The sequence below is a fragment of the Marinitenerispora sediminis genome, from assembly GCF_003336425.1.
Lineage (GTDB): Bacteria > Actinomycetota > Actinomycetes > Streptosporangiales > Streptosporangiaceae > Marinitenerispora > Marinitenerispora sediminis.
Map to the genome: position 1 here is coordinate 12,032 of NZ_QEIO01000065.1, position 16,785 is coordinate 28,816.

General features: G+C 74.6%; 10 protein-coding genes and 1 pseudogene. 3 read left to right on the plus strand and 8 right to left on the minus strand.

Annotated elements, in window-relative coordinates; genetic code table 11:
- Positions 1–486 precede the first annotated feature (486 nt).
- Positions 487–1,329 (plus strand): glycosyltransferase family 2 protein, encoded by an 843-nt coding sequence (locus DEF28_RS14225; protein ID WP_114398663.1) that lies wholly within the window; start codon positions 487–489, stop codon positions 1,327–1,329.
- Between the two features lie 11 nt (positions 1,330–1,340).
- Here the strand turns inward: DEF28_RS14225 and DEF28_RS14230 are convergent, their stop codons facing one another.
- A complete protein-coding gene (locus DEF28_RS14230) occupies positions 1,341–2,567 on the minus strand; it encodes a glycosyltransferase family 4 protein (RefSeq protein WP_158562829.1) in 1,227 nt (408 codons plus the stop codon).
- Between the two features lie 187 nt (positions 2,568–2,754).
- Here DEF28_RS14230 and DEF28_RS14235 point away from each other — a divergent pair, with 187 nt between their 5' ends.
- A complete protein-coding gene (locus tag DEF28_RS14235) occupies positions 2,755–3,555 on the plus strand; it encodes an SGNH/GDSL hydrolase family protein (RefSeq protein WP_114398671.1) in 801 nt (266 codons plus the stop codon).
- 285 nt (positions 3,556–3,840) lie between these two features.
- Here the strand turns inward: DEF28_RS14235 and DEF28_RS14240 are convergent, their stop codons facing one another.
- The 6 genes from DEF28_RS14240 to eccCa all read right to left on the minus strand — a co-directional run bounded on the left by DEF28_RS14240 (position 3,841) and on the right by eccCa (position 15,492).
- Positions 3,841–5,235: a condensation domain-containing protein gene (locus tag DEF28_RS14240; RefSeq protein WP_114398665.1), complete on the minus strand. Its 1,395-nt coding sequence runs from the start codon at positions 5,233–5,235 to the stop codon at positions 3,841–3,843.
- Positions 5,235–6,701, minus strand: coding sequence for a condensation domain-containing protein (locus DEF28_RS14245; RefSeq protein WP_114398666.1), 1,467 nt, complete (start codon positions 6,699–6,701; stop codon positions 5,235–5,237). Before DEF28_RS14245 ends, DEF28_RS14240 begins: the two co-directional genes overlap by 1 nt.
- A 108-nt stretch (positions 6,702–6,809) precedes the next feature.
- A complete protein-coding gene (locus tag DEF28_RS14250; RefSeq protein WP_114398667.1) occupies positions 6,810–8,216 on the minus strand; it encodes a condensation domain-containing protein in 1,407 nt (468 codons plus the stop codon).
- A 1,869-nt stretch (positions 8,217–10,085) separates the two neighbouring features.
- Positions 10,086–11,099 (minus strand): DUF6177 family protein, encoded by a 1,014-nt coding sequence (locus DEF28_RS14260; protein ID WP_233515301.1) that lies wholly within the window; start codon positions 11,097–11,099, stop codon positions 10,086–10,088.
- 5 nt (positions 11,100–11,104) lie between these two features.
- Positions 11,105–11,500: a hypothetical protein gene (locus tag DEF28_RS28430; protein ID WP_233515300.1), complete on the minus strand. Its 396-nt coding sequence runs from the start codon at positions 11,498–11,500 to the stop codon at positions 11,105–11,107.
- Positions 11,497–15,492 (minus strand): type VII secretion protein EccCa, encoded by a 3,996-nt coding sequence (gene eccCa, locus DEF28_RS14265; protein WP_114398668.1) that lies wholly within the window; start codon positions 15,490–15,492, stop codon positions 11,497–11,499. Before eccCa ends, DEF28_RS28430 begins: the two co-directional genes overlap by 4 nt.
- Positions 15,493–15,665: 173 nt before the next feature.
- On the opposite strand from eccCa, the gene DEF28_RS14270 reads away from it, so the two are divergent.
- Entirely contained in the window at positions 15,666–16,490 is an 825-nt protein-coding gene (locus DEF28_RS14270; protein WP_114398669.1) for a hypothetical protein, read from the plus strand.
- Positions 16,491–16,492: 2 nt separating this feature from the next.
- On the opposite strand, the pseudogene DEF28_RS14275 reads toward DEF28_RS14270, so the two are convergent.
- A pseudogene (locus tag DEF28_RS14275) lies at positions 16,493–16,785 on the minus strand (RDD family protein); the annotation flags it as partial.

Genomic DNA, 16,785 nt, shown 5'->3' on the forward strand with positions numbered 1-16,785 from the left:
GTAGGCGGGGGCCCACCGCCCGGATGGACACCGGGTGTACTCGGAAGGGCGCCGGGGCAGCCTTCGGACACGGCCCCTTCCCCTGGCACCGCCGTCGGCTCCCGTCCGGGGGACCACGTCAACGGCCCAGGGCGGGACCTCCGGCGCGCGGCGCCCCGGCGGGTTCACCGTCGCGCCGCGACGCGAGAGCGAGGTTTTCACCTGAATTCAAGGACATGGTGACGCTGACCGAGTAGATATCTCTTGTTGTCGGTAGAGAGCCGACCGACACGGGTAGACAAGCTGCTGGGCGACCACGGCCCAGCGCTACCGGCCATGCAGGGCGGTGTGACCGTGTGGCCGTGGCAGCTTCTCCTGGGGGTTTCTCCCCCGTTCCGCCGGCGACGATCTCCACCGGCCGTCCCGGAATCCGCGCCGGCGGGGCGCCGCGAGAGGGCGCCACGGCGGGGGAGAGCCGCCGCGCCGGCCTAGACAGTGAGGACAGCTGTGCGGATATCGGTGATCGTCCCGGCCTTCAACGAGGAGGCGGTGATCGGGCGCTGCCTGGAAGCGCTCGTCGGCCAGACCTCGCCGGTCGACGAGATCCTGGTCGTCGACAACAACTCCACCGACGGGACCGCGGAGGTCGCCGCCCGCTTCGAGGACCGCGGCGTGCGGGTGGTGCGGGAGCCGCGGCAGGGCCTCATCCCGGCGCGCAACCGCGGGTTCGACGAGGCCACGGGGGACGTCCTGGGGCGCATCGACGCCGACACCGTCGTCGAGCGCGACTGGTCGCAGCGGCTCCGGGAGGCCGCGGCCGATCCGACCGTCTCGGCGGTGACCGGCCCCTCGTGGTTCTACGACGCGCCGCTGCCGCGCGCCAACCTGGCCGCCCACCGGCTGTTCTGCCACCGGGTGAACCGGGTGCTGAGCGGCTACCCGATGCTCTGGGGCTCCAATATGGCGCTGACCCGCGAGTGCTGGCAGGAGCTGCGGGAGCACGTCTGCCCGGGCCCGGACATCTTCGAGGACCTCGACCTCGCCATCCACCTGCACCGGCTGGGGCGGCGGGTCCACTACGCCAAGTCGCTGCGGACGTCGGTCTCCGCCCGCCGGGTGGCCGGCTCCCCGCGCGAGGTGGGCCGCTACCTGCGGGTCTGGCCGCGCACCTTCCGGATGCACGGCGAACGGCGCGCCGCGGCGGGGGCGTGGGCGATCCACGCGGCCGTCCTGGTCCCGGCGCAGCCCGCGCTGGCGATGGTGCTGCGCGCCTACACCCCCGACCAGGGCACGCTCTCCCTGGGGCGGCTGTTCTCCTCCGACCCAGCGGTCTCCCGGCCCATCCCCTGACCGGCGCGCCGTCACAGCGATCCGGAGCGCGCGGTCCGGCGCCCGGCCAGCGCCTCCCGGTACACGGCTTCCAGCCGCTCGGCGAACCGCTCACCGGTGTAGCGCGCCGCCAGTCGCCGAGAGCCCGCCGCCAGGGTGGCGCGCAGGCCGGGGTCCCGGACCAGCCGGGTCAGGCCGGCGCCGATGGCCGCCGGGTCCGGGGCGGTCAGCACCGCGTTGTCCGGGGTCACGCCCTCGCTGAGGTCGGGGTCGCACGCGAGGATCGGCAGGCCCGCGGCCACCGCCTCCACCACGGCCATCGGATGGTTGTCGAACCCGTGGGAGGTGATCACCGCGATGTCGGCGCGCTCCAGCGCGGCGAGCACGTCGGCGTGCGGCCGCGCGCCGAGCAGGCGGACGCCCGGCATCGGGTGCGCGGCGAGGAAGGCGCGGCACTCCTCCTCCTGGACGCCGCCGCCGTACACCTCCGCCCGCCACCCGGCGCCGGGCAGGGTCCGCAGCGCCTGCAGGAAGGGCAGGATCCGCTTCTCGGGGCTGAGCCGGCCGACCCACACGATGGTCGGCTCGCCGTCGCCCGGGGGCGCCGTCCGGCGCCGGACGGCGGCGGTCACGTTGGGCACCACGTGCAGCGGGGGCCGCACGCCCCGCTCGGCGAGTTTCTCCGCGAAGTGCCGGGAGGGGACCACCACCGCGTCGGCGGTGTTGGCGTGCCGGACCATGAACCGCCACACGTTGTGCTGGGCGGCCGTGGCCGCGCCCACCGGACGGTAGGTGTCGGGACCGGGGCGCAGCATGAGCCGTTGGAAGGTGAGCAGTCGGCGCGACCACGCCAGCGGGTCGGCGAACGTGTCCTCCATCTGGCGGTGCATGAGGGTGTGCATGGTGACCACGTAGGGGGCGCCGAACGCCCGCGCCACGGCCCGGGCGGCCACCGACACCCCGAACTCGGTGTGCCCATGCACGATGTCGACCCCGCCGCGCCGCGCCATCTCGGCGACCAGGCGCCGCTGGCGGTGCGGCAGCGGGAGGTAGGGCCGGTGCTGGTCGAACTCCAGCCGGGCGGCGCTGGGCAGGTGGATCACGTCGGTCGCGCGGTGGTCCCGGCCGCTGCCGTAGCTGGCGCACACGACGGTGACCCCGTGCCCGCGCTCGGCCAGCAGCCGGTGCTGGGCCGCCACGAGTGTCTGGACCCCGCCGACCGCGGGCAGGTAGTAGTCCGTGAACAACCCGATACGCACCGTTACAGAATAGGCGGCGGCACGCTTCCGGCCCCCCTCGACACGGCCGGCCGGTCGGCCCCGCCCGGTTCTCCGCTTCGTCCGGGACCGCTCTTTACACGTCGGTGGCGCACGGCTAGCATCGGCGCACCGGGAGCGCTCCCAACCCACCTCTCCCCCTGCGGAGAGGCGACCGGAAGGAGCCCCGATGTCCCGCTCACCCGCCGCCCTCCCCCGTCGACGCGCGCGCGTGTCGGCCGCGCTGCTCGGCGCGCTCGCCCTCACCGCGGCCGTGTCCACCGCGGTCCCGGCCGCCTCCGCCGCGGCGGCCGATGATCCGGCCGGGCCCCGGGCCGCCACCCGCGTCATGCCGCTGGGCGACTCCATCACCGGCTCGCCCGGCTGCTGGCGCGCCCTGCTGTGGGACGCGCTGCAGCGCAGCGGCCGAACCGAGGTCGACTTCGTCGGCACCCTGCCGCCGCAGGGCTGCGGGATCCCCCACGACGGCGACAACGAGGGGCACGGCGGCGCCCGCGTCACCGACGTCGCCGCTCAGGGGCACCTGGTCGGCTGGCTCTCGGCGAGCGACCCCGACGTCGTCCTCATGCACTTCGGCACCAACGACGTCTGGAGCCAGATCCCCACCGCCACCATCCTGGACGCCTACAGCACCCTGGTCGCGCAGATGCGCGCCCATGACCCCGGCATCCGCGTCCTCGTCGCCCAGATCATCCCCATGGACCCGGCGCGCAGCTGCGCCGCCTGCGGGCGCGGCGTCGCCGACCTCAACGCCGCGATCCCCGCGTGGGCGGCCGCCCAGAGCACTGAGCGCTCCCCCGTCGTCGTGGTGGACCAGTGGACGGGGTTCGACACCGCCGTCCACACCTACGACGGAGTGCACCCCAACTCCGAGGGCGACCGCCGCATCGCCGACCGCTGGCTCCCTCCGCTGACCTCCGTCCTCGGCACCGGCGGGCCGGGCGCCGCTGCCACGGCGGACAGCCGGTAGTCCGTGAGCGCCGCGCGGGGCTCCTCGGCACCAGCCCTCCCCGGAACCGGCCCTTCCCCGGGCACGGACGCCCGGCCAGGGGAGTGAGACCGGCTCCCCTCGCCGGTCGAGAAGGCGCGCCGCCGAACGCGTCCCGTTCTTCCGGCGGCGGAATCCGCACGGGCCTCGGCCGGTGTCCGGACGGCGCGGGCCTCGGCGGCGCCCACCGACGCGCGGCCGGCACCGGTGGCCGCACCGCACTCGGGCGGGCGCCGCGACGGAGCCGCGTGCCGCTCCCCGTGGCGGCTACGCCGGCCGGGCCGAGGCGAGGACGCCGCACCACTCGGCCAGGTAGGCCGACAGGTTGGCCCGGGCCAGCGGCGTGTCCGGGCAGCGGGCGCGCAGGAACAGGCCGTCCCGGGTCCGCGACACCCAGAACTGCGCGTCGTCGGCGACCGTCTCGTTGCTGATGTGCCACGGGTCGCAGTCCGGGTACCGGTCGGCGCCGGGGAACCGCCGGTAGTCGATGTAGGAGAGCATGAACACGTCGTCCCGGGTCCGGGTGAGGCCGCCCTCCAGCGCGGCGAGGACCGCGGGGAACGGCACCGCCACCGTGGCCAGGGCGGCCCGGAACGCCTGGTGCGCGGCGGCGAGGGTCTCGGGGAAGCGCTCCTCGACGTCCACGTCGAAGGCGATGGGCGCGACCCGCGTGAACCAGCCCACGGCGGCGCGCCAGCGCGGATCGGTGCGGGTGTGCAGCGGCGTCAGCAGCCGGAAGCCGTCGGCGGCGGCGCCGAGCCGGCGCGCGGCCAGCCCCGCGGCGGCCAGGAGGCCGGTGAACAGGCTGCCCCCGGCGGCGCGGCACGCCTCTTCGAGATCCGCGGTGGCCGGTGCGTCCAGGAGCCGGCGGCACTCCGACAGCTGCGGCCGCACCTGGCCGGGCGGCACCCCCAGGTCGAGCGGGAAGGCGGGCGGCGCTCCGCCGCAGGCGCGCGCCAGCTCCCGCCACGGCCGCATCGCGGGGTCGTCGCGGGCGGGCGCGGGAACCGGTGACCGCTCCTCGGCGCAGTACTCGACGAAGCTCCCCGTCTCGGGCAGCTCGACCGGGCGCCCCCGGCTGAGCGCCTGATGGATCTCACCCAGTTCGTGCACGGCGAGGGCCAGCGAGTAGCCGTCGACGTCGCAGTGGTCGAAGCCGCAGAACAGCGTCGTGCGGTCCGGGCGGACGATCGCCCCGGGGAGGTAGGACGGCCAGGAGAGCGGCCGGCACTCCTCGTCGAAGCGGCGGCGCAGGTGCGCGGCGAGGTGCCGCGCGGAGTCGAAGCGGCCGGCCTCGGAGCGGACCAGCGCCACCCGCTCCGGCGGGAGCACGCGCCGCTCGACGTCGTCCGGCCCGCCGCCCTCCGGTACGGAGAACCCGCTGCGCAGCGTCTCGTGCCGCCGGATCCAGTGGACGAGCACCGCCTCCAGGACGTCGATGTCCGCGCGCCCGGGCAGGTCGAAGGCGAACGCCAGCCAGGTGCCCGCGTCGCGGCCGGCGGCACCGCGCACGGCGGTCTCCAGGTGGAAGCGCTGGTTGAACGACGGGGGCGCCGGGTGCCGGGGCAGCTTCGCCACCGCCGCGACCGCGGCCGGCGCCGCCCGCCACTCGACCAGCGTGCCGGGTTCGGGGGTGTAGCGTCCGATCGTGGTGACGCGCATCAGGGGGTCGGCGCCCAGACCTGCGGCGCCTCGGCGGCCGGTGCCGCCGTGTCCCCGCCGATGCGGTGGTCCCCCGTGCGCACGACCGCCGTGACGATCCGCCGCACGCGCTCCAGGTAGCGCGGGACGCTGCCACGGGCCACCGGGGTGTCGGGATAGGTGGTCTTCAGGTAGGTCTGCTGCCACATCCGGTTGACCCAGATGGGGACGTCGGCCCCCGACCCGGGCCCGGCGAGCGCCTGGAAGCTGGCTTTCTCCCGCTCCTGGGAGCCGGCGAGCCGGCGGGTGTCGATGTAGGACACCATCGGCGGTACCGCCCGCGGACCGGCCTGCAGCCCCTCCGTCGCGCCCAGGAGTTCGAGGATCCGCACCACGGGGGCGCCGACGAGCTCCCGCGACGCCGAGAACGCCGTCTGGGCCGTCCCGACGAGGTCCCGGAAACCGCCGTGCCCGGCCACCGGGAAGTGCACCGGCGCCAGGGTGATGAACCAGCCCTGCGTCGCACGCCAGCGGCGCTGGTCGCGGGTCTGCAGCACGGTGAGCGCGCGGTACACGTCGTGGCCGCCGAGCTCCTGGGCGGCGATGGCGAGCGCGGCGAACACTCCGGCTGCGAAACCGCCGCCGGCCGCCTTGCAGATGTCCGCGAACGCGTCCGCCTCCACCGCGTCGAACAGCTGGACCTCCAGCGGCACCTTCGGGTACTCCTCCCCCGGCGCCACGCCGAGGTCGAGCGGGAAGACCGGCGGGGCCCCGCCGCCGGAGCGCCAGAAGTCGAGCCACCGCCCCACCTCGGGCGACTCCCGGGTCAGCGCGGCGGCACGGGAGCGTTCCACCGCGCTGTACTCGATGTGGCTGCCCGGCTCGGGCAGGCTCGCCGGGATGCCGGTCACCTCCGCCTCGTACAGCCGGCGGATCTCGTCGTAGACCCGCAGCAGCGAGTAGCCGTCGGTGTGGACGTGGTCCACCCCGAGGTAGAAGGTGGAGGAGCCGTCGCGGACCACCGCGCCCATGATGAAGGCAGGCCAGCCGAGCGGGCTGGTCGCGGTTTCGAGGCGCCTGCGCAGGTGCTCCCGGATCTCGGCGCCCGAGGACAGGTCACCGACCACGGAGGTGCGCACGTCCACCGCCTCGGCCGGCACGAGGTGGCGGCGCAGCCCGCCGTCCTCGGCCCGGCGGAACCAGGTGAGCAGGGTGTCGTGCCGGGTGATCCACGCGCGCAGCGCGGCCGCCATCGCCTCGGTGTCCAGTGCGCCGGGCAGTTCGAACACGACGGCCATCCACGGGGAGTGCTCGGCCCCCGCCTCCTCGTTGGCGATGTAGCGCCGGAGGTGGTTCTCCTGCACGAACGACGGCGGGGTCGGGTGTTCGGGGGCGGCCGCGCCGGCGTCGAGCGCCGCGCGGCTCATCCCCCATTCGACGACGCGGCCGGGGCGCGGCAGGTAGTCGTCGATGCTGTTCATCAGCATGGCTGTGTCTCCTCTTCCTTGCTGCTCGCTGACTCGCAAACGGCGAGGCGGCTCGGGACCGGGCGACGGATGTGCGGGGAACCCGCCGGCCGGTCCGGCGCGGCCGCCCTACACCGCGACGGGCACCGGCGCCTCGATCGCGAGGTCACCGGAGACGGCGACTTCACCGAGGATCCGGCGGATGGCGTCGACGTAGCGGGGGACGTGCTCGGCGGCGTGGCCGGAGCTCGGATACCGGCAGGTGGCGTAGACCCCCTCGTGCGTCCGGTTGATCCACACGTAGACCTCGTCGCGGGACGCGACCCGCGCGTAGCAGGCGCGGGCGTTCCACTCCGGCCACCGCTGCGATCCCGGTGTCGCGCGCAGGTCCATGTAGGAGAGCACGAACCGCGGCCGCAGCGGCGCCCCGAGGAGCTCGCAGACGCGGGCGAAGGGCACCTTGGCCATCGGGCGGACCTCCCGGGCTGCCCGGCCGGCGGCCCGCACGAGGTCGTGGAACCCGCCATGCTCCGGCAGGGTGAGCTCCAGCGGCGCCAGGCCGATGTACCAGCCCAGCGACGCGGACCACCACGTCTTGGAGCGGGTGTGGAAGGGGACCACCGTCCGGAAGACCGGCGCTCCGCTCAGTTCGGCGCCCGCGAGCGCCGCGGCGGCCAGGACACCGGTGAAGAGGGTGCCCCGGCCGGCCCGGCAGGCCGCCTCGACCGCGTCCGCCTCACCGGGCGCGAGCAGCCACTCGCACCGGCCGCTCTGCCGCGCCGGCTCGCCGGGCACCGAGCGGACCTCCGCGGGGAACCGCGGAAGCCCGTCGCCGGCCGGCCCCAGGAACTCCCTCCAGCGGCGGATGACCGGATGGTCGCCGCCGAGCGCGGCCGCCTGCGTCCGCTCCGCGCTGCCGAAGTCGACGTAGCTGCCCACCTCCCCGAGCGCCGCCGGGGTGCCGGAGACCTCGGCGGCGTAGAGCTCGTGGATCTCGTGCGCGACGAGCAGGATGGAGTACCCGTCGACGTTGACGTGGTCGAAGGCCAGGCAGACGGTCGTGGAGTCCGCCCGCGATACCGTCGCGAACGCGTAGGACGGCCAGTGCAGCGGATCGGTCGCGCGGTCGAAGAGGTCGTCCAGGTACCGGGCGATCTCCGCGCCCTCCGCCATGTCGCCGACCACGTTCGACCGGACAGCGACGTCCTCCGGCGCGAGCGTGCGGAGCCGCAGCTCACCGGCAGAGTGCCGGAAGGCGCTGCGCAGCGTCTCGTGCCGGCCGATCCACCGGCGGAAGGCGGCGTTCAGCGCCACCGGGTCCACGGGCCCGGGCAGGTCGAAGACGGTCGCCAGCCATGTCGGTGCGCGGATGTGCACCTCGCGGTCCACGACGACACGCCGCAGGTGCGCCTCCTGGAGGTAGGACGGCGGGCGGGGGTCGTCCGATAACGCGCCCGGGTCGGTGCCCGGCACAGCCCGCCACTCAGTGACCAGACCGGGGCGGAAATGGTACTCGGAGAGTTCGGTGAACTTCATCGCTGTTTTCCTCGTGCGTACGGAATCCCGGACAGCGGACTCCCGGCGCTGCGCGGGCTGTGAAAGAAGGTGACGCGCGACCAGGATCCTCCAACAACAGCACGCGCGACACCAATTCACGCACTGTCGAAAACAGCACGGAATCCCCCGCAGACCATATTCCACCGGAAATACGAACAATCATTCACAGCGGCAGGAAAGGGAAAAAGGCCCGTGCCCCCGGCGCCCGAGGGCGCCACGCCGCCGACGCGCGCCCGGCGCGCCACGGCCGGCGCACCGCCGACCACCCGTCACGGCGCGTGCACGGACCGCCACGCCCTGCCGCCGTGACAAGTGACAGTATCAGTGACAAAACAGAACGCAACAGTCGCGATATGTGAGCAACAGCACCGCATTCGGCATGAACCAGACGGCCGTCACGAGCGTATCGGCGGTGCGCGGCGACCGGCGCGGCACATGCGGCGGCCCCACCGCAGGCCCACGGCCCGCCGGCTCCGGTGCCGCGGCGCCCTGCCGGTACCGGTCGGCCGCGCGCGGCATCTCCCGGCATCGGCTGCTTGGCGGACACCGTGTTCGCGGGCCGGGGAAACACCACTATGCTCGGAGCGCCGCACTCCGGAATTCGCCCGCATTGGCGGCGCCAGTCATCGGATGATCACACCCGAGCGCACTTTCGAATAGCGCGCACGTCGCCAGAATGAATCTTGCTGAAATATCCGGATAATGGCCTGGAAACCGATGGGGAAAACCGCCTCGGGTCGGCCGTACCCCCGCTTCCCGCCCGTCCGGCTCCTTCGCCCCGGGGCACGCCCTTGCCGATGACTCAGACCCGCCCGCGGACAGCATCTGCGGGGCCCTGGTCGCACGGGCCCGATGGCCACGAGGGCTGGCCCGTCACCGGCTATCAGGCGGCCGGCCACCTCCTGGCCGACACCCGCTCCGCTCCGCCAGGACATCGGCGTGCTCCACGTCCACTGCGAGCCCCCCGCCATGCCCATCCCCACCGAACCCGCCCCGCGGGTGCCGGGCGTGTTCATCGCCATGGACCCATCGCCCCCCATCCGGCTGCGGGCGAACTCACCGGAGCCCTCACCAGCGACGACGACCGTCCCCGTCCCCGATGGCCGACAGCTTGGTGCCGCTGACCGCGGCCGCACCGCTGCGCTGGGGCGGACCTCGCCGTCAGGACCGCGGCGGACAGACCGGCAACGGGCCGGAGCGCTCGCCCAGCGGCCCGGCTACCACGACCGGCCGGACGGCATGAGGGACCGTGGCCTGCACGGGGGGACCCAACATCGGACAGCAGGCCCGCGGGCGGCGTGCCGCACTCCTCGAACGCGCTCCCCCCTCGGCCGTCCTCCGCGACGACGGCCCGCGGACAGCGAGCGATGGACACGCGGCCGAGGAACGCCTGGATCGCGGCCGGGCCGCGCCTCGTGGCGGAGCCGGTGCGGAAGGGAGGCCTTCGATCCCCGCCTCGGTTCCGGGGGCGTCCCGGCGCCGGCACGGGAACACGCGCACCTCACCGTCCTTGCCGAGCAGCGCGTGGCCCGGTGCGGGCGGTCCGGCGGTGCCCCAGACGTCCGGGACGGGCGGCCCCGGCGGCACGGGCGTCGGTCCGGAACGGCACGGCGGCGATGGCGGCTCGCGCGTTCCGCCCCGCCCGGCGGCGCCGCAGGGCACGATGCGGCGGTCCGGCCGACCTGGCGGCTCGCCGATCCCTTCCCCGTCCCACCCGTGCCGGGATGATCCGCGCGCGTGGCCACCCCACCGCCGCGCGACGCCGGCGCGGGACGCGACGCGGGCGCCCTCAGAGCCTCCGGAGGCCCACCCGGCGGACCGAGCGCGCCGGCGGGCGCGGACCCGGCGTCACCCCGCGCGGGCGCCCTCCGGCCGCAGGTGTGTCATCAGGGCGCTGAACCGGGCCCAGGCGTCCGGCTCGGTGCCGTCGCCCAGCGGGTACCACACCGACGGGGCACCGGCCGGCCCCAGGACGCGCCCCTCGACCGGTGCGGTGAGGGCGCTCGGTAGTCCGATCTCGGCGACCCCCCGGTTGCCGACCGCCATGCCCACCGGCGTCGGGGCACCGAGCCAGCGCGGTTCGTAAGTGAGGTCCGAGCGGCCCGGAAGGCGCTGGACGGTCATCGTGAGCAGGGTGCGCCGCTCGGCGAACTCGCGCGCGAGCTCCTGGAGCAGGTCGACCGGCGGCTCCTCGCCCTCGCGGTACCCGACCGCCGCGGTGATCGACTCCTTCACCCCGGACGTCACCCGCGACACCCGCTGGGTGGCGACGAAGTTCCGCGTCCCGCCGCCCGGCCCGGGGAACACCAGCCACGTCGCCTGCGGGGCCCGGCGTCGGCACAGCGCCGTGGCCGCGGCCGGGTCCCACGGCGACAGCGCCGGCTCGCTCGTCCCCCAGCCGGCCGGACCGGCGCCGGTGAGCGCCGTCGCCAGTGTCTCGACCGCGCCGCCGAGGACGAGGTCCTCGGCGGCCGGGTGCTGGATCCGCAGGTCAACGAGGAGCTGGCTGCCCGGCGCCGACGGCGCGTCCAAGAAGGTGGCCGAGAGGCCGGCGTCGTCGCCGGTGGCGATGACGTACCCGGCCGCCTCGTCCCACACCAGCGGCGCACCGGAGAAGCCGTCGTAGTGCCCGTTCCCGCCGGGCTCCTCGACCACCCAGCGCGCCCGGGTGCTGTTCAGCATGGTCCGCAGCGGCAGCGTGAGGCGCGACTCCGCCGGGGACAGCACCTGCAGCCCGCGCCCGCCGCGCGCGCACGCCACCACGGCGTCCGCCAGCCACGCCGTCAGCGGGATCACCGGCCGGTCCTGGACGGCCACCGCCGTCTTCGCGGTGGCGACGTCGATCGCCGGATGGTCCGCCATCGTCGTCACGCCGGCCGCCTCTCCGCCGCGCCGCCGCGGAGGCGGGGGCGGGCCGACCACACCGTTCCGCCCAGGCGGTCGACCAGGCCATCGGCGAACCGGTGCGCGAGTGCCACCGCCGCCGGGTCCGAGCCCGCGGCCCGCGCCTCCACCCACCAGCACGGGTCGGGCGTGCGGGCGGCCGTCTCGGCGCCGAGCAGCCGCTCCACCTCGCTCGCGACCTCGACGCGCTGCGCCGCCTCGATGCTCAGCAGGGTCCGACCGCGGGGGTCGCAGAGCTGGATCACCGCGCCGTCGCCGCCGCCGCGGACCTTCAGCTCGGCACCGGCGCGCACCATCGCGTCCACCAGCCCCCGCACGTCCGGGGGCCGCTCGACCAGCGCGACAACGTCGTAGGTCACCCGTCCTCCTTCGTCTCGTCCACCAGCGCGGTCTGGATGAGGCGGGGGGACTCGCCGCGCCGGATCCACCGCCCCCTGCCCGGGGGTTGCGCGTTGGCGTACACCCGCGGGAACAGCTGCCCCTCGCTCCGGTCTCCGGACATGAGCACGGCACCGGTGCCGATCTCGCGCATGGCCTGCACGAGCGGGTCGTAGAGCCCCCGGGCCGCCCCTGCTACCCGGCGGGCCACCACGAAGTGCAGCCCGATGTCCGGGCCGTTGGGCACGAACGGGACGAACGGCGTCAGCGGCTTCTGCCCCGCGCTGGTGAGGACGTCGTAGTCGTCCACGAGCACGACGATGCGCGGGCCGCCCGGGGCGCCCGGCTCGGCCTTCTCGGGATCGGCCTCGTCGGGCATCCGGTCGGCCAGTTCCTTGGCCACCCCGGCGGCCAGTCCCGCGCAGACCCGGGCGGCGCTGGCGTACCCCCCGAGGTAGGGCTCCGGGACCATGCCGCGCAGCGTGCGGCGCGGATCCATGACGGCGAACACCACCTCCTGCGGCGAGTACCGGCTGATCAGCCCCTCGGCGACCAGGCGCAGCAGGTTCGTCTTGCCGCACTCGCCGTCGCCCAGCACGAGCAGGTTCTGGTCGCGGTCGAACAGGTCCAGGAGGACGGGGTCGAGCGCGCGCTCGTCCACCCCGATGGGGACCAGCCTGGCCTCCCGGTCCGGCCCCGGGAGGGAGCGGGCGGGCAGCCGGTAGGGCAGCACCCGGACCGGCGGGGCCACCGGGCCGCGCCACACGCTGCTCACGGCCCGGGCGGTCTTCTCGACGACCTCGGCGAGGTTGTCGTCCTCCGGGAGCGCGTCCACGCGGGGCAGCGCCACCTGGCCGAAGAGCTTGCGGTCGGTCAGCGCGCGGCCGGGCACGTCGGCGCTGATGGTCTCGGCGAGCTTGCGGTCCACCGAGGAGTCCGCCGGGTCGTTGAGCCGCAGCTCCACCTTCTGCCCGAAGTTGGACTGCATGGCCATGCGCACGTCGTTCCAGCGCAGCATCGCGGCCACCACGTGGACGCCGTACCCGCCGCCCCGCTGCAGCAGGTCGGACACCATGTCGTCGACCTGCTCGAAGTCCTTGCGGATGGCGCCGAAGCCATCGACGCACAGCACGACGTCGGCGCACGGCAGCTCGGGGACCTCTCCCCGGGCGTGCATCCGGCGCAGCTGCTGGACCGAGTCGATGCCGCGGTCGCGGAACACCTGCTGGCGGTGGTCGAGCATGTCCCGCACCTCCTCCACGGTGCGGCGGACCCGCTCGCCGTCGGTGCGGCCCGCCACGCCCCCGACGTGCGGGAGGTCGGACAGCGCCTGCAGGCCGCCGCCGACGAGGTCAAGCGCGTAGACGGCCACCTGGCTCGGCGTGTGGGTGAGGGCGATCGACAGCACCAGGGTGCGCAGCAGGGTGGTCTTGCCGGTCTGCGGCCCGCCGATGACCGCGAGGTGGCCGCCGGAGGCGGACAGGTCGAGGCTCCACAGCCCCTGCCACTGCTTCGCGGCGTCGTCCAGCAGCCCGATCGGCACCTGGAGCTGGCGGAGGTCCCCGACCGGTAGCCGCATGGCCTCGCCGGTGAGCTGGACCGGGGCGGTGACCAGGTCGAGCGTGGTCGCGGACGGCAGCGGCGGCAGCCAGATCTCGCGGGTCCGCTCGCCGTGGCGTGCCAGCTGGCCGACCATCACGTCGAGCAGCGTCGGCCCCACCGTGCGCTCGGGCAGCCCGGGGTCGTCCTCGGGGGCGGAGGACCGGTCCGGCGAGCCGGCCGTGTTGTAGGCCGGGTAGCCGCGGACCGGTGCGCGCTCCTGGCGCTCGTCCTCCTCTGCGGAGACGGGCCCGCGGTAGGCGCCGGACACGTATCCGGCCTTGAAGCGCTGGTAGACGCTGATGTCGACCTTGAGGTACCCGAAGCCGGGGAGGGCCGGCAGGTGGAAGGCGTCGGGGCTGTCCAGCACCGTGCGGCTCTCCTCCTCGGAGAAGGTGCGCAGCCCCAGCCGGTAGGACAGGTAGGTGTCCAGACCGCGCAGCTTGCCGCCCTCGATCCGCTGGCTGGACAGCAGCAGGTGCACGCCGATGCTGCGCCCGATGCGGCCGATGGACAGGAACAGCTCGATGAAGTCCGGGCGCGCGGTCAGCAGTTCGCCGAACTCGTCGATGATCACCAGGAGGTGCGGCAGCGGCGGCAGGCTCGCGTCCTGCGTGCGCCGGAAGGTGTAGTCACCGATGTTGGCGATGTTGCCGGCGTCGCGCAGCACCTGCTGGCGGCGCTGGACCTCGCCGGAGAGGCTGGCGTAGACGCGCTCGATCAGCGCGGCGTCGTCCTCCAGGTTGGTGATGACGCCGGCGACGTGCGGCAGCCCCTCGAAGGGCGCGAACGTGGCGCCGCCCTTGTAGTCCACCAGCACCATGCTGACGCGGTCGGGTGGATGCGTGGCGGCCAGCGCGATCACCAGCGTCCGCAGCATCTCGCTCTTGCCGGAGCCGGTGGCGCCGACGCACAGCCCGTGCGGTCCCATGCCGAGCTGGGCGGCCTCCTTCAGGTCGAGGATGACCGGCTGCCCCAGGTCGTCAGCGCCGATGGGCACCCGGAGGAAGGCGCGTTCGCTGCGGGGCGCCCACAGCCGCGCGACGTCCATGTCGCCCGGGTCGGGCACGCCCATCATGGTCGGGAAGTCGACGCTGCCGCCCTCCGCGGCGGTCTCCTCCACGGACTCGCGGGACAGCCGCAGCGGGGCCAGCATCGCGGCCAGGCCCGAGACCGCGGCCGCGGAGACGTCGTCCACCGTGCCGGTCAACGCGGGAGCGCCGGCGGAGCGCAGGTCCTGGACCCGCACCTGGTCGCCCGCGACGGTGACCCGCAGGCTGACGTCCCCGGGCTCCTGGACCTGGTCGGCGACCAGGTGGATCACCGTGACGCCGAGGTCGGCCGGTCCGACCGCCTCGTCCGGTCGGACCAGCTCGCTGGCGACGTCGCCGTGCGTGTCGTGGACGACGACAAGGCGGCGCATCATGCGGTACGCCTCGCGCTTGCCCATGCCGCGCCGGACCTCGGCGGCGAAGTCGGTGCGGGACCGCAGCTCGTCGGCGAGCAGCACTCCCAGCTTCGCCGGGGTCGGCGCGAGGAGCCGGGCCGGCACGCCGCCGTCGCGGCGCTGCGGGTCGAGCACCTGCGGCAGCCACTTCACCCAGTCCCAGTCGGCGGCGCGGCCGCCCGGGTACATCACGGCGAGCGCGGCGTCCTCCGGTGCGTGGAACGCGCTCAGCTGGGCGAGCAGCGCCCGCACCAGGCGCAGTACGTCCGCCCGCTCGCCGACCACGCTGACGTTGCCGACCATGTCGAGGGGAACGGTCAGCGGCATCTCCGGCACCGTCTCGAACCGCCGGATCGCGGCGTGCGCCTCGGAGAGCATGAACGGGTCGGTGGGGGTGAGCGCGGTGCCCTTCTCCGCGAGCTGGAGCGGACGCCCCGGCATGAGCCCGGTCCCGACGCGCACCCGCAGGAAGTCGGGGTCGCGGCGCCGGCGCTCCCACAGGCGGGTGGGGTCGCGCACGATGTCGTACAGCGCCTCGGGCGGCGGATCCAGCAGCCGGGCGTTCGACCGGGCGTCGCGCTCCCAGGCGCCCAGCTCCTCCCGCAGCTCCTCCAGGTACTGGAGGTACAGCTCCCGCTGGTTGCGCCGCTGCCGGGCGGCCTGGCCGCGGCGGGAGAACATCATCCCGACCCCGCCGAGCAGCGCCACGACGAGGATGATCGCGCCCAGCACCATGAACGCCGGATTGCGCATCACCATCATGATGGTCAGCGACGCCGCCATCCCGAACATGGGGAGCAGGGACATCAGCTGGTTTCCCTGGGCGTTGCCGTCCGGCAGCGTGGGGGGCGCCTCGACCTGGTGCGGGTCGTGTGCGGGGGGTGGATACACCGTCCTGGCCGGCCGATGCACTATTCGGGTCGTCACCAGCCTTCTCCTCAAAAGGGATGGCCCAGGTTTTGGAAACTGCTCGCCGGGGTTCGCACCCGTATTCTATAGAGGGTGCCCCTGACGGCGGCCTCCCAATTCGCACGGACAGCAGTGAATAGGACGGATCGGAGCGGACCCTGAGTTCCGACGCGCTCGACATCGCGGGAGACGTGCACGCGATCATCGAGGACATGGTGCCCGTGGCCGTCCCGGACGCCTCATTCGAGCGCCGGCTGGCCCGGGTGGTGGTGCCTTTCGGTTGGACGGAGCTGGCCGCGTCCACCTGGGACGTTCTGGAACGCTGCGCCGCCGCGCCGCGGCACCGGTGGCCGGGACTGGTCGACGAGTGGCTGCGGGAGATCGCGGACCGCGCCGCGCTGGCCGTCGCCGAGATCGAACTCCTCGGCGACGTGCGCGAACTGCTGCGGGTGAAACTCGTCCCCGCGCTGCCGTCCGACGAGCGCAATGGACTGGTGTGCGTTCCGGCCGGCCGCTATTTCGACGCTCTCGTGGTGGTGGACCATCCGAAATACGGTGCGCCGCTGACCAGGAACCGCGCCGATCTGCTGCAACTCGGCGACCTCGGGTACGTCGTCCCGCGCACCCACGAGCGAGAGCTCTCCGACATCGCGCCGGAGACGTGGCCGCTGTCGTCGCGCGACTCCGCGATGCTCTTCCGCAAACCGGGGAGCCCGTACGTCTCCGCCCTGCTCACCGAACTCGGGCGGCTGCTGCCCGACCCGCACCCGTTCGGCGCGCTGGTGGGGGTGCCGAGCTACGACACGATGCTGCTGTACCCGATCGGCTCGCGCGCGGTGCTCGACCTGCTCCCGGCGTTCACCGACACCGTCGCCGGGCTGCACGCCGGCGCCGACGATCCGTGCAGCGCCGAGGTCTTCTGGTGGCACTCCGGCGACCTGTCGGCGCTCTCCGCGCCCCCGGCCCGCAAGGCGCTGCGCACCCTGCTGCGCGGCCACCGCCGCCGCCGACCCTGACCTCACCGGAACCCGCCCGGGGCGGTTCCGCCACCCGGCGCGGTCCAGCCGCCTGGCGCGGTCCAGCCGCCTGGCGGCCAGGCGGCGAGCCGCCGCTCGTCGACGACGACCGTGCCGGCCAGCTTGTCGTGCAGGCACTGCCGGCGGGGCCGGTCCCACAGCAGCCACAGCAGGTTCAGCTGCTGGAGCACCGGCAGCCAGTTGGTCACGTGGTAGACGCCCGGCGAGTACGCCAGCGCCCGCACCGCCGCCCGCCCACCGGACACCCGCCCGCCGCCGTCGGCACGGACGACCC